The organism is Roseibium sp. MMSF_3247 (assembly GCF_030733765.1).
Taxonomy (GTDB): Bacteria; Pseudomonadota; Alphaproteobacteria; order Rhizobiales; family Stappiaceae; genus Roseibium.
The window spans coordinates 965,391-982,394 of sequence record NZ_JASHII010000002.1 but is presented as its reverse complement, the minus strand read 5'-3'; the positions used below and the strand labels follow the sequence as shown (position 1 = coordinate 982,394).

Below are 17,004 nucleotides of genomic sequence, written 5' to 3'. Positions count from 1 at the left end.
TCCGACCGCCCCTTCCGGAGACGTTGATGCCGCATTCTCAAAACCGCCTGTCCGGTTGGATGATGTCCAACATGTCCACGTTTGCTGCAATTGTAGCAATCAGCGCGTTTGGTGCATCGCTGACCCCATCTTTGATGCCACGCGACCCCTTGGTGCAAAGCCTCTTGTCAGGAATTGTTGCAAGCCTGGGTTATGAAGCAGCTCTTCTTGTCCGGGCAACCTGGCGCTACATGGAAATACCGTGGCTTAAGGGGCGCTTGCGAACAGTCTGGGTTATCGGTGGCTTGGCCGCGTGTGCCGGTATTCTTGCCTATTCCCTTTCAAGAGCAGCAAACTGGCAAAATGCTACCCGCGAAGCCGTTGGACTGGAGCCACTGGAAAGCGCCGCACCATTCTTCATCCTAGGGGTATCCCTCGGCGTTTTTCTGGTTCTGTGGCTGATTTTCAGAGCGCTTGGGATCGCCCGCCGCCGGGTGGAGCGGATATTGGATCGTTTTGTGCCGCGTCGTGTCGGCATCGTGGTCTCAATTGCAGCTGTCGGCTGGCTCTTTTGGGCGTTGGTGGATGGCGCATTGATCCGCAACGCGTTCAAAGCAGCAGACGCGTCCTTCATGGCTGCAGACCTTCTCATAGAGCCGGATATTGAACAGCCATCCGATCCGGAAAAGACAGGAAGTTCAGCGTCCCTCATCCGCTGGAAGGAAATGGGGCGGCACGGCCGGGCTTTTGTTGCAACGGCCCCCTCATCAGATGAAATCGGGGAATTCTTTGAGGGTCCGGTTCAAAACCCGATCCGGATTTATGTCGGCCGGTTGTCTGCCGAGACGGCGGAAGAACGGGCCGAAATCGCGTTGGAAGAATTGAAGCGCGTGGATGCCTTCTCGCGCTCAACTCTTGTTGTCGCCGTCCCGGTTGGAAGTGGGTGGATGGATCCGGGCGCTCATGACACACTAGACTTCATGCTTGGCGGAGATGTGGCGACGGTCGCCGCGCAATACTCGTATCTCACCAGTGTTTTGTCGCTGCTCGCACATCCGGACTATGGCGTTGATCAAGCACGCGTTCTTTTTGAGAAAGTCTATGACCATTGGACAACGTTGCCGAAAGACAACCGGCCAAAGTTTTATGTGCATGGTCTGAGCCAAGGGGCTTTCAACTCTCAAGCCACGATCCCTTTGTTCGACATGCTGGGAGACCCCATCCAGGGAGCGATGTGGGCCGGGTCCCCGTTTTTCTCAAAATTCTGGTCAGAAGTTCGCGATCATCGAAACCCGGACAGCCCCGCCTGGCGGCCCACCTATGGCAACGGGTCTCTGATCCGGGTCTTGGACCAGTATGGGGGACTTGAAGGTGAATTTACGCCTTGGGGCCCGATCCGAATGGTGTTTCTCAATTATGGCAGCGATCCGATTGTGAACTTCACCTATGACAGTTCCATCTTTGAGCCCGGCTGGCTGTCACCTCCACGCGCTCCGGATGTTACGCCTCAACTCAGGTGGTTTCCCGTCGTCACCATGCTGCAGCTCGCGCTTGATTCAGCGTTTTCGCTTAATGTCTCGGGCTTTGGTCATTATTACATTGCTCGGGACTACATCGACGCCTGGGCCGCGGCCGTTGATCCAGAAGGATGGAATACTGACCGTGCAGACCGCCTCAAGGAAATCTTCGTCAAACGCGGTGGGTCGTTCTAGCTTGGAAAGACAGCTGCCTCAGATCTTTTGACCCAGCAGGCGGTCCAACCCACGTTTAACATCTTCCCGGATCGGATCGGCCGCATCCAATATGGCCTCAACTTCGAAGAAATCCATCGTTTGGAAATGACCGATTGCCGGTTCCAGGAGAAGATCCGGCTGGGCGCAACTCAACTTCGCTGCAACGAGGGAATGAAGCGTGATTGAAAACGAGCCGATCCAGGTTTCCATACCGCTTGGCAGACCATCGATCGCAGAGAAATCGGCCCCGGTCACATCAACGGCCATCACGGGATAATCCGTGTCTTCGAACACGTCAAAAGGCGTCGGGTTGACGAAGCCGCCATCAATCAAGACGCGCCCATCAATCTGGACTGGCGTCAGCAGCATGGGCAGCGCTGACGAGGCTGCTATTGCGGGTAGAAACGCACCTTCAGTTAGTACCGCCTGGGATTGGCGATGAAAATCCGTTGCGACGACTTTCATCGGGATTTGTAAATCTTCAAAGTTCTCCGCCAGCCCGTCCGGAAACAGCGTCTCGAACAAAACCAACGGGTCAATGATCGACGGGCGCATCATATTCAAAAGCGATCCCCAGGTCCGGCCATCAGTCAAAAACAGCTTTTGAAGCAATTGACCCTTTTGGGTGAAGAGATCGACCGTAAAGCTTCGGATGTCCTTGCCGCTCATGCCGCTTGCATAGTAGCCGCCGAGGATGGAGCCCATGGATGTTCCGGCGATCGCTTCCGGCTTCACCCCGAGATCATCCAGCGCTTCAAGAACGGGAATATGGGCAAACGCCTTGGCTGCGCCGCCGCCGAGGGCCAGGTGAAATCCGTCGGTGCGTTTTGTCGGATTTGCCGCGGTGTTTTCCGGTGTAACCTGTGAAGACGCGGCTTGGCCATTCGCGCCTGATGCAAGGATAGAGCTGCCGGTGACAATGGCTCCGGTCAAAAAACTGCGGCGTTCCATGCTGGATCCATTCCTTCTGTCGTGACAACACGCGCCCTGCGAGCTGTACATAGAATAGTTTGAGGCGGCTCAAGTCTATCGGAGAGTATGGGAAAACTGCCAGACCCCTCCGGTCAAGAAAAAGGCCGGGGAACAGGTGATTGCCTGTCTCCGGCCTAATCCTTGATTCGAGAGCCGGAAACTCCGGCTCTCAGAGGGCAGAATTACTGCGGCAGTTGGTCGTCAATGCCCTGAACGTACCAGTTCATGCCGAGGATCGCGCCGTCGTCGAGACGCACACCATCTTCAGCTGCAACGGTACCATCCTGCTTGGTGATCGGACCGGTGAACGGCTCCCAACCATCGACAATCTTGGCTTCCGTTGCTTTGGCCATTTCAACAACATCTGCTGGCAGATTGGTGTATGGGGCCATGACAACGTGTTTCTCTGCAAGGCCCTCCCAAGAGGAGTGGCTTTCCCATTTCCCGTCAAGAACGTCCTGAACGCGGTGGATGTAGTACGGCGCCCAGTCGTCAATGATGGCGGTGTACTGCGCGTCCGGGGCAAAGGCGACCATGTCGGATGCCTGGCCGAAGCCGTGAACGCCGCGCTCTTGAGCGACCTGAAGCGGTGCGGTGGAGTCGGTATGCTGTGTGATGATGTCAGCGCCTTGGTCGATCAACGCCTTGGCGGCATCGGCTTCCTTGCCTGGGTCAAACCAGGTGTTCACCCAAACTACCTTCAATTGGAAGTCCGGATTGACGGATTGTGCGCCCAACATGAACGCATTGATACCAGCGATAACTTCCGGGATCGGGAAGGAGGCGATGTAACCCGCTACGCCAGTCTTGGACTGTTTGGCCGCGACCTGACCGATGATGTACCGGCCCTGGTGGAATTTGGAGTTATAGGTCGCGACGTTGTCGGCGGTCTTGTAGCCCGTGGCGTGCTCGAACTTCACATCCGGGAACTTCTTGGCAACCTTGATGGTCGGGTTCATGTAGCCGAACGATGTCGTGAAGATGATGTTGCAGCCTTCCCGCGCGAAACGCTCAATGGCGCGCTCTGCATCCGGGCCTTCTGCAACACTTTCAAGAAACGCGGTTTCGACCTTGTCGCCGAAATGCTCTTCAACGGCCAAGCGGCCCTGGTCGTGCTGGTAGGTCCAACCGAAGTCACCGACCGGTCCGACGTAAACGAAACATGCCTTAACATCGGCTGCGTTTGCTGCGGTTCCTGCTGCGAGGAACGCAGCGGCAGCCACAGTTGCTTTCAATAGAGATTTCATCAGTTTGGTCCCCTCTGTTTGATCTCTCTTTGTGTACGATCTTTTTGCTTTGATCCAGCCCTGATCGCTGCAGGCTGAACCCGACCGGTAACGGGGAGGCGCTACCGGTCCGGAACAAATGGCTTGCCAAGGCAGGCCGGTGTATTGACGAGCGTCAGTCTGCGGTTTGCGGAGATGAGCACAAGTACTCCAATGGTCGCAAGATATGGCAGGCTGGACAGGAATTGCGATGGAACCCCAAGGCCGATTGCCTGGGCATGCAAATTCAGAACGCTGACCGCGCCGAACAGGTACGCTCCAATGATGACACGGAACGGCAACCAAGATGCAAACACCACCAAAGCAAGCGCAATCCAGCCGCGGCCGGCCGTCATGTTTTCCACCCACTGCGGTGTATATGCCAGCGACATGTAAGCGCCGGCCAAACCCGCACAGGCCCCGCCAAACAACACCGCCATGAACCGGATTTTCAGGACTGAATACCCCAACGCATGCGCGGATCCGTGATTGTCACCAACAGAGCGCAAGATCAGGCCGGCACGGGTTCGGAAGAGGAAGTAGGCCACCCCGATGACAAGTGCAAAGCCGATATAAACGATGGCATCCTGCTGGAAGAAGACCGGTCCAATGAACGGGATGTCCGACAAGATCGGGATGTAGAGTTCCGGGATCCGCAGACCTGGCACCCCGATATAGGCTTCTCCGATCATCCCGGAGAGCCCAAGACCAAGGATCGTCAGTGCAAGACCGGTTGCAACCTGATTGGCGACCAGAACCAGCACCAAAAAACCAAACAAGGCAGACATGGCCATACCGGCCGCGATTGCACCGATAACCCCGAGTGTTCCAGAGCCGGTCTGGTTAGCGACTGCAAATCCAATCACCGCCCCCATGATCATCATGCCTTCAACGCCCAGATTGAGGACGCCGGAGCGCTCCACCACCAATTCGCCAATTGCCGCAATAAGAAGCGGGGTTGCCGCCGTGATGACTGTAAGCAGAACAGCCTCAAACATGAGAAACCTCCCCGGCCGGATTGGCAGCACGGCGGGAGACCATGCGGATGCGATAAAGAATGAGCGTGTCGCAGGCGAGCACGTAGAACAGAAGCAATCCCTGGATCACGCTTGCAATCTTGTTGGAGACGCCTAGCCCGGACTGGACGCCCTCCCCGCCGATGTAGGACAAGGCAAGGACAAACCCGGCGATGATAATACCGATCGGGTTCAAGCGGCCCAGAAAGGCCACGATGATCGCCGTGAAGCCATAGCCCGGAGAAATGGACGGCAGAAGTTGGTTCAGGGACCCTGAGACGACCATGGTGCCGGCAAGGCCGGCCAACCCGCCTGCCAAGGCGAACGAGAAAATGGTCAACCCTTTTGCTGAGAACCCGGCAAAGCTGCCTGCGCGCGGGCTTTCGCCCATTACGCGGATTTCAAAGCCCTTGATGGTTTTTGCCAAAACGAGCGCGAGCACCAACGCCACAATGATGGTGATGGGCGTCGCCAGGCTCATCATTCCGCCAAAGACTTCCGGCAAGGTCGCAGCATCAGAAAAGATGCGCGATTCCGGGAAGTTGAAGCCATCCGGATCCCGCCAGGGACCGCGAACGAGATAATCCAGCAGAAGCCCGGCCACATAAACCAGCATGAGGCTTGTGAGGATCTCATTGGTGTTGAACCGGGTCTTTAACAGCGCCGGGATCATCGCCCAAAGCGCGCCCCCGATCACACCGCAGATTAGCATCAGCGGCAGTGTCAGGCTGTTTTCAAAACTCGGGAACATGACCGGCAGGATGGAGCCGAACATTGCCCCCACTACGAACTGTCCTTCGGCGCCGATGTTCCAGTTGTTCGAGAGGTAACAAACCGCCAAACCGCAGCCGATCAGAATAAGCGGTGTTGCTTTTTCGATCGTTGCTTCCAGCGACCACTGTTCTGTCAAAGGTTCAATGAAGAACTTGTAGAGACCAAGGGCTGGATTGACGCCGGAAATGGCAAAGATGATCGCAGCGGACAGAGCTGTCAGGCCGACAGCAATCAGAGGCGACATCAGCGACATCAGTTCGCTGTGTTCCTTGCGTTTGACGAGTTCGATCCGCATCAAGCGACCTCCCCTTGTGTCTCGGCTCCACCTGCCATGAGAAGGCCAACCCGTTCGCGAGTCATATCCGCGGCCGGCTCTGGTTCAGACAGATAGCCTCTGGAGATCACCGCGATCTTGTCAGCAATTTCAAAGATTTCATCGAGATCCTGGCTGATCACCAGAACTGCAGAGCCGCTTCGGGCAAGATCAATGATCGCCTGACGGATCAGGGCAGCTGCCCCGGCGTCGACGCCCCATGTGGGTTGATTGATGATCAGGACGCCGGGTTGCCGGTCGAGTTCGCGACCGACAACAAACTTCTGGAGATTGCCACCTGACAGCGACCGAGCTTCTGGGTCATCATGCGACATACGGACATCAAATGCCTGTTTGATCCGCTGCTCCATTTCTCCGGCGTTGGCCGTGGACACCATCCCGCCATTGACCAGCTTGTCACCTGTGCTGTGCCGCGTGAGGACGATGTTCTGGGAGAGCTTCATGCCAGGAACGGCGCCATGACCGAGCCGCTCTTCGGGAACGAACGCGGCGTTTTTCTTCCGGCGCCAATTGATGCCCTTGGAGCCGCAGGGAACGCCATCCAGCAGGACCATGTTGGAACCAACGCGCATTTCACCAGAGATTGCGTCGAACAATTCCCCTTGCCCATTTCCAGCAACGCCCGCAATCGCCACAACTTCACCCGCACGGAGTTCCAGCGAAATGTTGTTCAACGCCGTTGCAAAGGGGGTGGCCGCAGGCGCGGACAACTTGTTCAACCCAAGCCGGCCATCTCCGATAGCCGGTTTTTGTGCTGCCGCGTTTACCGCGATCACTTCAGCGCCCACCATCATGCTGGCGAGTGTTGCTGGTGTTTCCTTCGTGGGATCACATTCATTGACGACCTGGCCGTGGCGCAAGATGGTCGCGTGATGGCAGATACGCTGAACTTCTTCCAAACGGTGGCTGATATAAAGGACAGCACAGCCTTCGGACGCCAACCGTTGCAGGGTCAGGAAAAGCTGATCCGCTTCCTGCGGCGTCAGGACAGACGTTGGCTCGTCCATGATGATCAAACGGGGTTCCTGAAGGAGACAGCGGACGATTTCGATCCTTTGGCGAATTCCGACAGGCAGATCGGCGACAATGTCACTGGGGTTCAGCGGGAGACCATACTCACGGGAAACCGTTTCGATCCGTTTGGCCAGATCTTTCATATTGCCTGGATTTGGAAGTGCGAGCGCAATGTTCTCGACCACATTCAGCGCCTCGAACAAGGAAAAGTGCTGGAACACCATCCCAATGCCGAGTTCGCGGGCAGCGGCAGGATTGTCTATCGCAACCTTTTGGCCATCCCACCAGATCTCGCCGCCATCCGGCTCGAGCGACCCGTAGAACATCTTGACAAGCGTAGACTTTCCCGCGCCGTTTTCACCAAGAAGAGCGTGAATCTCACCCTTGTTGATCGTCAGATCGACGGCGTCGTTGGCAAGGATATCGCCGAACCGCTTGGTCAGCCCTTGCGCGTCCAGCAACTTGTCTTTGCCGGATCTCGCGAACGGGGCAGCTGCCGTGTCCACTTCTGAATGGTTTTCTGTACCCACACTGTCCCCCGGTTGGATGCCGCCTTATTATTCATGTCTTATTTGTGTGCAAGCCTCCCGCTTGCAGCGGCTTGTTGATAACAGGCCTCGTCCCGGGCGATCAGGTCGACAACAATTCCAGCTGCGATCGCAGCCGGGTGTTTTGATTTTATCGTTGTCACCCCGACCGGGCAGACCATGGATGAAAGAACGCTTTCACTCAGACCGCGTGTTTTGAGACGTTTCAAAAACCGGGCCCGCTTGGTTCTGGAACCGATAACACCGCTGTATTTAAAGCGTTGAGCCAGAAGCGCACGGGCCATGATTTCTTCATCGAGGCCGTGTGAATGGGTCATGGCAAGAACGAAGGCACCATCCGGCGCATCCCCGAGTGCTTTTGCGGGGTCCGAAGTGCAGACCTTCGTGACATTGGCCGGGACGGCAGTTGGAAACTGATCCGCTCTGCTGTCGATCCAAACGATCGAAAACGGCAAGGGTGCCAGTGCCAGAACGAGGGCTTTTCCGACATGCCCGGCGCCGAAGAGATAGAGTGTCCGCCGTGTTTCGCCGAAATTTTCGATGAGCAGCTTTCTGCCGTTCTCCTCGACGATTTGAAATGCGTCTTCAGGCACTTGATCCACGAGTTCCCGTTCGAGAACGGAGCCGTTTTCAATGATCGCACGTGTTGCAAACTGAAGTTGTTTTTCTTCTTCCTGCGCTAGCCGTTCGGCAAATTCCAACTGTTCGTCGTTGAACACTTCGATCGCGATTTTGGCCCGGCCACCACAACACTGGCCGAGATCAGGCCCGAGAGAAACGGTTTTTAATTCGAAACCGGCCGTCTTTATGCTTGCAGCCTTTGCCGCCTGACGGATCACTTCAAATTCCAAAGTGCCGCCGCCGATTGTGCCGTAAAACCCGCCGTCCGGCCGTACGATCATCCGTGCGCCGGTTTCCCGCGGTGTCGATCCGCCAGTTTCAGCAACCGTGACGAGGGCGCAGGCGCCGCTGCTTTTCAGGCAGTTCGCGATGTGCCCCCAGACCTTCATGCCGAGACCTTTCGTGAGCGCAAATCCCTGACGGCCTTCATGATCGCTTCGGGCGTTGCCGGCGCATCAAGATTTGGAATTTGACCTGGCGCGATACTCGCCACCGCGTCATTGATGGCGCAGAAGACAGCGTTTGCCAGCATCACCGGTGGCTCACCGACCGCCTTGGACCGGTAGACAGTATCCTGAGGATTGCCGTTGCCGTTATAGAGACTGACGTTGAACTCCTCGGGAATGTCCGACGCCGTCGGGATCTTGTAAGTCGACGGGGCGTGGGTGCGCAGCCGGCCTTTTTCATCCCAGACAAGCTCTTCAGTGGTCAGCCAGCCCATGCCTTGCACAAACCCGCCCTCGATCTGGCCAAGATCAATCGCCGGGTTCAGCGAATGGCCGACATCGTGAAGGATATCGACCCGATCGACCGTCATTTCACCCGTCATGGTGTCGATTGTGACCTCAGCGCAAGCGCCGCCGAAGGCGAAGTAGTAAAACGGCCGGCCGGTTACACTTTCCCGGTCCCAGGTAATCCCGGGTGTCGCATAGAACCCGGCGTGAGACATCTGGATCCGCGCCATATGCGCCTGTTTGGCGACTTCCGCCAGAGTGAAACTCTGATCGCCAATAAGGACCTTGTTGTCCCCGAAATGAATAGCTTCAGGACTGCACTGGTGCTGCTCGCACAAGAACGAGATCAAGCGTCCCTTGATTTCCTGCGCTGCAAGTTTTGCAGCCATGGCATTCAAATCGGTCCCGGAGGACGCGGCTGTCGGGCCGGTATTGGGCACCTTGGAGGTGTTGGTTGCGGTGATCCGCACCTTATCCAGTGTCACGCCAAATTCTTCGGCGACGACCTGGGCAACCTTCTGGTAGAGCCCCTGCCCCATCTCGGTGCCGCCGTGGTTCAAATGAACCGAACCGTCGGTGTAAAGATGTACAAGCGCGCCTGCCTGATTAAGGTGTTTCAGCGTGAAGGAAATGCCAAATTTCACTGGCGTCAGGGCCAGCCCCTTCTTCAAGACGGCATTTACAGCATTGAAATCACGGACATCGTCCCGCCGGGACCAGTAATCAGAGGTTTCTTCTAGCTGGGCGATAAGATCATGCATCACCGCGTATTCTTCCACCGGCATACCGTAGGGTGTCAGATTGCGCTCGCCGTCATAAAAGTTCAGCTTGCGAATATCCAACGGATCCCGGCCGGTCTTGAAGGCAATCGCATCAATCATGCGCTCGGCAGCCAACATGCCTTGTGGCCCGCCAAACCCGCGGAACGCAGTGTTTGAACACGTGTCCGTTTTCAAGCGGCGGGACCGGATGGCCGCGTCTGGATAGAAATAGCTGGAATCCGCATGAAACAGCGTACGGTCGTTCACACCAAGGGACAGATCGACCGAGTAGCCGCACCGGGCCAGGAACTCCATATCAACCGCGCGGATCTTGCCCGTACCATCATGGCCAACGGTCCAGTCAACGCGGAAATCATGCCGTTTTCCGGTCATGATCATGTCATCATCCCGGTCAAGCCGAACCTTGCATGCCCGGCCCGTGGCGTGAGCGGCAAGCGCGGCCAAGCTCGCCCATTGGTTCGCCTGGGATTCCTTACCGCCAAAACCACCACCCATGCGCCGGACTTCCGCAGTGACCAAGGCATCCGGGACGCCAAGAACTTTTGCCACGGTGTGCTGCACTTCCGTCGGATGCTGGGTCGACGTATGAACCAGCATGCCGCCCGCTTCCTGCGGCACGGCCATGGCGATCTGGCCTTCCAGGTAAAAATGCTCCTGCCCGCCAATGCGGAAGGAGCCGGACAAGACCTCTTCTGCCGCTGTAATACCGGTTTCAGGGGATCCGCGCCGAAACTGATAGTCCGGCAGAACCATTGTTTCTGCAGCTTCCGCGTCTTCCTGCGTCAGGATTGGTGGGATCGGTGCGACCTCGATTTTGGCTTTCAGGGCGGCCTTACGAGCCTGATCCCGCGTCTCGGCAACAACAGCAAAGACAACCTGGCCGTAAAACAGGATTTCACCGTCTGCCAAAACCGGATCATCACCGAAACCGGATGAGCAATCATTGGTTCCCGGAATATCCTCAGATGTCAGCACGGCGACGACGCCGTCACTTGCGCTCACATCCGTCAGATCGATGGAGCTAATCTTGCCGCGGACCGCAGATCTCGCCCAGCCCGGAACGACATGCAGCGTACCAACGGCCTCCGTCAGATCATCAATATATGGCGCTGTACCTGTGACATGCATTTCTGCACTGTCATGGGGCAATGGTTTCCGCACGTGCTTTAGCGGGGCGGTCACTTTGCTCTGATCAAGCGGCGCGGTCATGATCTGCCTCCCGCTTTGCCAAAACCCGGACGCTTTCCGCCGCCGTTCCATCGGTTTCCATCAAGGCTTTCGCGAGCAAGGCCCGCGCCGTTTCCATGCGGTATTCCGCGCTTGCCCGCATATCCGTCAATGGCGTGAAGTCGGTGTTGAGTGCGTCAATGGCGGCCGCCCAGGTCGATGCATCCTCCAGGATCGCTCCTTTCAATGCCGCTTCTGCTCCACTGGCCCGCTTCGGTGTTCCCGCCATGCCGCCATAGGCGATCCGCGCGTCGATGATCCGGCCATCAACAATGGTAAACCGGAAGGCGGCCATGACGGATGAGATATCCTGGTCGAAGCGCTTTGAAATTTTGTAGCAGTGAAAGACCTGATTGGCGGAGGGGCGCGGAACAAACAGTCCGGTTACGAATTCCCCGGGAAGACTTTCCTGTTTACCGTAGTCGATGAAGAAGTCTTCCAATGCCAGAGCGCGATCAGTGTCTGCTGACTGAAGCTCCAAAGTTGCGCCAAGTGCAATGAGCGCTGGAGGCGAATCTCCGATCGGCGATCCGTTGGCGATATTGCCGCCAACCGTTCCGGACGCGCGAACCTGTTTGGACCCAATCCGCTTCCAGAGTTCGCCCAGATCCGGTGAGATCCGCGTCATCGCGGCCTCAGTTGCCGCAAAGGTCGCCGTCGCCCCCATCAAAATACCGGACTCGCTTTCCTCGACTCTGTCCAGGCCCTCGATCCGGCCGAGCCAGATGGTTTTAGGCAGATCGCGGAGGTGTTTTGTAATCCAGAGGCCGACATCGGTCGCGCCAGAGACCAGGGTGGCATCCGGATGCTGACCGTAAAGCGCTGCCAGGCCGTCCAAAGATGCCGGCGAGGAGAAAAACCGTTCACTGGTTCCGAGGAAGATATCCCGGCTGTCAGCGAGTTTCTTTAACTGCTCACGGGTTTCATTCGACCGCCAGGTGAACGCGTCATCTGCAACGTTGAAACAGGCTTCAAGCGCCGCATCAACGATGGGTCGATATCCTGTGCACCGGCAAAGGTTTCCGGCGAGCCATTCCGAGACCGTCTTGCGGGATTTTGCTTCACCCTCTGCGTGATACAGGGTGAATAGCGTCATGATGAAACCCGGTGTACAGAACCCGCATTGCGACCCGTGAAGATCCATCATGGCCTGCTGAACCGGGTGCAGTCTCTTGTCCTGAACAAGATCTTCCACGGTCACCAGTTCAGCGCCGTCGACCATACCCAAGAGTTGAATGCAGCTGTTCACAGGCTGATAAGTCAGCTTGCCATCTATGACCCGGCCAAGCGCGACGGTGCAGGCACCACAGTCACCTTCGCCGCAGCCTTCCTTGGTGCCGGTTTCCTTTCGGCGGAGCCGCAAATAGTCAAGAAGTGTCTCGGTCGGCCCGACATCGTGGAGCTCGACAATTTCACCGCCTTTGATGAACCGGATCGTGTCCCGCATCTCTCAACTCCCCCGATAAGTTGAATAGCCGAACGGCGAGAGCAACAACGGCACATGGTAGTGCGCGTTTGCGTCGGCGATTCCGAAGCGGATTGGAACGATATCCAGAAAGAGCGGATCCGGGAGGGTTTGATTGGTGCGTTTAAGATATTCACCTGCATGGAAGCGGAGCTCGTAGGTTCCGGTTTCAAACACATCGTCGGTGAGAATTGCACCGTCGACCCGGCCGTCATCGTTGGTCAAATGGCTTGAAATATGAGCCGGCGCATCGTTCGCAGACCAAAGCTCTATCTTGAGGCCCTTTGCAGGGACCCCCAAAGCAGTATCCAGAACGTGCGTTGTCAAACGCCCCATCAGTCTCTCCCTCTTGCGGCAGTGCCGCAAAATCCATCAGATTAAAAATGTGCCTGAAATAGACGCAGATCCAAAGCGCTCATTTGCGTACTTAATGATGCCTAATTGGCATCAATGGATGCTAGCCGCTCTTTCAAGGCGAACACTGCGTGATCAAAAAACATCGCCGGGGCCAATGCCAAGGCGCGCAAAGACGATGTTACCACACAAAGACGATCGGCCTGAAGAGGTTCATCTTTCAATGGCTTAAAGATCAGATGCCCGGCTTCAATATCTTCTTCGCAGCCGATCTGCGTTTGAAACCCAATAACGTTCTCATCCCGCGCCAGTGCCCGCATCAATTGCAAGGAATTCGCCTCAACATAGGTCATGGATGCGCCAGGAATCCGGCTCCGAATGACATCAATCCGGGCCCGGATCGACAAACCTTCTGCCGGCAAGGCAACCGGATAACGGAGACAATCGGCAAGACTCAGTCCGTTTTCGTCCGCCAGAGGATGGTCGGGCGCCATCACCGCGCCAATTACCAGGTCATGATGGAAGGCCGCGGTCAGGGTCGACATGTCGGGAGGGTCAAAGGTGAACCCGACATCCGCTTCGGCCGCTTCCACCTTCCGGGCCGCTTCCTGCGAAGAGGAAACCGAAACGTTGACATGGATGCCGGGATAAGTCCGGCGGAACGAACTGATCACCGCAGGTAAAAGCCGTTCGGCAACGCTTTCGACCGAGGCAATCGACACAGTGCCACGCCGCAAGCCCTTCAAGGCGTCCAACTCGGCGACCGTGCCCTCAAAGTCCGAGTAGGTCCGTCGGATGTGCGCCAGCAGCACCTCGCCCGCCTGGGACAACCGCATCCGCCGGCCTACGCGCTCAAAGAGCTGGAGCCCAAGCGCTTCTTCAAGCCACAGGATTTGCCGGTTGACTGCGGACGAAGCAACATTCAGCTCGCGCGACGCGGCCCGGATAGACCCAGCCTCGGCAGCGGCAAGAAAGTACCGCATCGCTGGGCTGTAAAGATTCCGGGCCAGCTCCTGTGCGCGCGCTGAACGCATTCTGAACCTTCCTTACGGGATCAGAACGGTCGTGCCGGTGGTTTTCCGGCCTTCCAGATCGGTATGCGCCTGGACCGCGTCGGCCAAACGGTACTCCTGGTTGACCGCGATCTTCACAATGCCTTTGGATACGACATCAAACAGATCGCCGGACGTCATCTCCAGCTGTTCGCGGGTCGCAATATAGCTAAAGAGCGTAGGCCGGGTTGCGAACAGCGATCCCTTTTGCGCAAGCAGTGCAAGATTGAAGTCCTGGATCGGGCCGGAGGACTGACCGAAGCTGACCCACAGCCCGCGAGGCTTCAAGCAATCCAGCGAACCCGGGTAGGTGTCCTTGCCAACAGAATCATAAACAACGTCGCAGCCCTTGCCGTTGGTGATTTCCTTGACGCGTTCGACGAAATTTTCGGTTCTATAGTTGATGACATGCTGGTAGCCGTTGGCCTTGGCCAGATCGACTTTGTCCTGTGACCCTGCAGTGCCAATCACCGTTGCCCCGAGATGGGCTGCCCATTGCCCGGCAATCAGGCCGACGCCCCCGGCTGCGGCATGAAACAGAAGGGTTGTCTCCGGGCCGACATTGAAGGTTTGGCGGAGCAAATACTGGGCCGTCATCCCCTTCAGCATCATGCCGGCCGCAGCCTTGTCATCAATTCCGTCAGGAACGACCACAAGGCGGTCCGCCGGAATGATCCGCTCTTGAGCATAGGCGCCAAGCGGACCGACATAGGCCACACGATCACCCGGCTTTATGTGGGACACGCCCTCACCGACTGTCTGAACAATACCGGCGCCTTCATTTCCTGGGATGAACGGCACCCCATCGGGTGCCGGATAAAGGCCGGACCGGAAATAGGTGTCGATGAAATTGAGGCCAATCGCCGTGTGCCGGATGCGCGCTTCACCGGGGCCCGGCTCGCCCACCTCTACATACTCCCAGGTTAAAACATCGGCGCTGCCTGTCTCATGCACGCGGATTGCCTGTACCATATCAACTCCCACAGATTTTCGTCATGATTGCACGCAAACAACTGGTGCAGATCCTTGCAAAGACCATATCCAGCCCGTCGCAACGATGCCAGCGCGAAACGAAGAACACACTGTTTACAGTGCATTAGAAGCTAGAGCCGGGAAAAGTTCCGGTTGAGTGACCGATCAATCCACGCGATCGATCAGCTGCTGAACCGCGGACACTGAGAAGAGGTAAAGGCTGGCACCTGTAAACAGGACAGCTGCCCAGGTGCTCAACACCATCCCATCCCAGATCGCGAGCGCAGCCAGCGCCATCCAAACAAGCGTGACTGGGAGGGTCAGCCAGCGCCAGCGTTTGACGCGGACCGGGTGAACAAACCGGATCGGCGCAAATGTGAGAACACAGCACACGATGACAGCGGCAATTGTGAAGGCTTCGGATGGCGACAGCACCATGAGACCGAACACCACCATATTCCAGCCTGCCGGGAAGCCCTTAAAGGAGCCGTCCGGCGTTTTCATGCCGTTGTCTGCAAAATAGAGCGCACCGGTGAACACAACGAGGCCGCCGCAGATCCAGTTCCACGGGCTTGAGAGCATCAGGCTCCAGGACAGTGCAAAGGCGGGCAAGAACACATAAGTGGCATAGTCGATGACAAAATCGAGGGACGCGCCCGACCAGCGCGGCAGGCGTTCCGCAATGTTGTACTTGCGCGCAAGTGGACCATCAATGCCGTCGACGAAAAGTGCCAGTCCAAGCCAGGCGAACATCTCGTCCCATTTGCCCTGTGCACCAGCGAGCAGCGCAATCAACGCAATCGGGGCTCCGGAAGCTGTCAGAATGTGGATCAAAAACAGCGCGGGTTCCGGCGCGACTTTGCCAGGCGTTACGTCCGTCACGGGCCTAGGTCCTCGTTTAAACAATAAAATCCGCGCGGAGTTGCATTTCTTTTTCCGTGGCGCGGCGGCTCCCAATTCTTCGCCCTGATAAGAGTGCTAAGGAGTCAACAGCTTCTATGTGTATTGCAAATCGATGACAGTGTGAACCGCAAAAGCAGAGAAACACTTCAAACTGCAATGTTTCTAAGAAGCGCCTTGGCCGAGAACCATTCCAAGCGCAAGCGCACCGCCCCACACCAGCAAAAATATCCCGATCCCGATTGGGAAAGCCCGGCTGGGAAATGTTTTTTCCAAAGCCATTACCGCGCCAAGCAATGCAATCCAAAGAATGTTCATCAACCCGACCGCAAACATCACCGTCATGACGGCCCAGCAGCAACCAAGGCAGATCCAACCCTGTGCCAGTCCCTCACGAAAAGCAGACTGGGTACTATAATCTGCTCGGTTCCGGGCAAAAGACCATCTGGGATACCAGCACCGTTCTAGACAGGCGCGCTTAGCCGGCGTGAATTGATACAGACCTGCGGCCAGCAAGATGGATGTCGTGAGCGCCATGCTGACCGGCGCCATCATGTCGGACAATGCACCTAGCTTGGACAAACCAACCTGCGCGGTAGTCGCAACAACCGCGTAGCCGATCCAGACAGCGAGATATCCAAACACAACTGCCACTGTTGCCGAAAAGACTGATTTTGTCTGAGTGCCCTCAATAGACACATACTGGTGAAAGGCTTTCACCATGGGCGTCGCGGACGGCAGCATCATGGCCAGTGCCATCATGGCCCACATCATAAAAATCTTGGCAATGTCGACACCCGTCAACGCAACGCTGGGCATGCCGAACGTTGCGCCGGCCGGCAAACAAAGGGCTGCAAGTGCTGCCCTGGCCTCTTCCGGCAAACCGCGCATGAAATTGAACTGATTGAACAGAATCATACCTGGGCCAGCTTCAGCCATGTCCATGCTTGGAACCATGGCTGCGACCATAACAATCAGATACGACCAGCCGCTCATTGTCAGTGCCGCGACGACCAAGAGAACAAGCGGCCATCCACGCTGTGGTTCGCCGATATGCGGTTTCAGGCCATCAGGAGAATGCAAAACAGTCATATGTGTTGTCTTGGGCCGGACTCATTGCCAATTTCGAGCAGAACCTACCGCGGATTTTAGCCCAACGAATTGATATTTCTCATGGAGCAGACCACACCGTCGGTGCACCAAAGATCTAATTACCGACCTGCGCGATTTGGTCCCGTTGATCTTTATGAGGTATAGCCCAA

14 protein-coding genes are annotated in these 17,004 nt (G+C 56.7%); 1 reads left to right on the top strand and 13 read right to left on the bottom strand.

The genetic code is table 11. The features are described from left to right. Nucleotides 1-26: 26 nt before the first annotated feature. Complete coding sequence (locus RBB44_RS09870; RefSeq protein WP_306147195.1) at nt 27-1,691, top strand: alpha/beta-hydrolase family protein; 1,665 nt, start codon at nt 27-29, stop codon at nt 1,689-1,691. 18 nt (nt 1,692-1,709) lie between these two features. On the opposite strand, the gene RBB44_RS09865 is transcribed toward RBB44_RS09870, so the two are convergent. From RBB44_RS09865 to RBB44_RS09805, 13 genes are all read right to left on the bottom strand, one after another. Then, nucleotides 1,710-2,663 (bottom strand): patatin-like phospholipase family protein, encoded by a 954-nt coding sequence (locus RBB44_RS09865; protein WP_306147194.1) that lies wholly within the window; start codon nt 2,661-2,663, stop codon nt 1,710-1,712. A 203-nt stretch (nt 2,664-2,866) separates the two neighbouring features. Further along, nucleotides 2,867-3,931 (bottom strand): BMP family ABC transporter substrate-binding protein, encoded by a 1,065-nt coding sequence (locus RBB44_RS09860; RefSeq protein ID WP_306147193.1) that lies wholly within the window; start codon nt 3,929-3,931, stop codon nt 2,867-2,869. 101 nt (nt 3,932-4,032) lie between these two features. After that, nucleotides 4,033-4,947: an ABC transporter permease gene (locus tag RBB44_RS09855; RefSeq protein ID WP_008190621.1), complete on the bottom strand. Its 915-nt coding sequence runs from the start codon at nt 4,945-4,947 to the stop codon at nt 4,033-4,035. After that, a complete protein-coding gene (locus RBB44_RS09850) occupies nt 4,940-6,034 on the bottom strand; it encodes an ABC transporter permease (protein WP_306147192.1) in 1,095 nt (364 codons plus the stop codon). Before RBB44_RS09850 ends, RBB44_RS09855 begins: the two co-directional genes overlap by 8 nt. Next, nucleotides 6,034-7,593, bottom strand: coding sequence for an ABC transporter ATP-binding protein (locus RBB44_RS09845; protein WP_306147318.1), 1,560 nt, complete (start codon nt 7,591-7,593; stop codon nt 6,034-6,036). The genes RBB44_RS09850 and RBB44_RS09845 overlap by 1 nt, the downstream gene beginning before the upstream one ends. 62 nt (nt 7,594-7,655) lie before the next feature. Beyond that, nucleotides 7,656-8,645 (bottom strand): xanthine dehydrogenase accessory protein XdhC, encoded by a 990-nt coding sequence (xdhC, locus tag RBB44_RS09840; protein WP_306147191.1) that lies wholly within the window; start codon nt 8,643-8,645, stop codon nt 7,656-7,658. Beyond that, nucleotides 8,642-10,981, bottom strand: a complete 2,340-nt coding sequence (gene xdhB, locus RBB44_RS09835; RefSeq protein WP_306147190.1) for a xanthine dehydrogenase molybdopterin binding subunit — start codon at nt 10,979-10,981, stop codon at nt 8,642-8,644. Before xdhB ends, xdhC begins: the two co-directional genes overlap by 4 nt. Further along, nucleotides 10,965-12,446: a xanthine dehydrogenase small subunit gene (xdhA, locus tag RBB44_RS09830; protein ID WP_306147189.1), complete on the bottom strand. Its 1,482-nt coding sequence runs from the start codon at nt 12,444-12,446 to the stop codon at nt 10,965-10,967. Before xdhA ends, xdhB begins: the two co-directional genes overlap by 17 nt. A 3-nt stretch (nt 12,447-12,449) precedes the next feature. Then, entirely contained in the window at nt 12,450-12,800 is a 351-nt protein-coding gene (gene uraH / locus RBB44_RS09825; RefSeq protein WP_306147188.1) for a hydroxyisourate hydrolase, read from the bottom strand. Between the two features lie 101 nt (nt 12,801-12,901). Next, nucleotides 12,902-13,852, bottom strand: a complete 951-nt coding sequence (locus RBB44_RS09820; protein ID WP_306147187.1) for a LysR family transcriptional regulator — start codon at nt 13,850-13,852, stop codon at nt 12,902-12,904. A gap of 12 nt (nt 13,853-13,864) precedes the next feature. Further along, complete coding sequence (locus RBB44_RS09815; RefSeq protein ID WP_306147186.1) at nt 13,865-14,842, bottom strand: quinone oxidoreductase; 978 nt, start codon at nt 14,840-14,842, stop codon at nt 13,865-13,867. Between the two features lie 165 nt (nt 14,843-15,007). Continuing rightward, nucleotides 15,008-15,724 (bottom strand): phosphatidylcholine/phosphatidylserine synthase, encoded by a 717-nt coding sequence (locus tag RBB44_RS09810; protein ID WP_306147185.1) that lies wholly within the window; start codon nt 15,722-15,724, stop codon nt 15,008-15,010. Between the two features lie 183 nt (nt 15,725-15,907). Continuing rightward, a complete protein-coding gene (locus RBB44_RS09805) occupies nt 15,908-16,834 on the bottom strand; it encodes a DUF2182 domain-containing protein (protein ID WP_306147184.1) in 927 nt (308 codons plus the stop codon). Nucleotides 16,835-17,004: the final 170 nt, after the last annotated feature.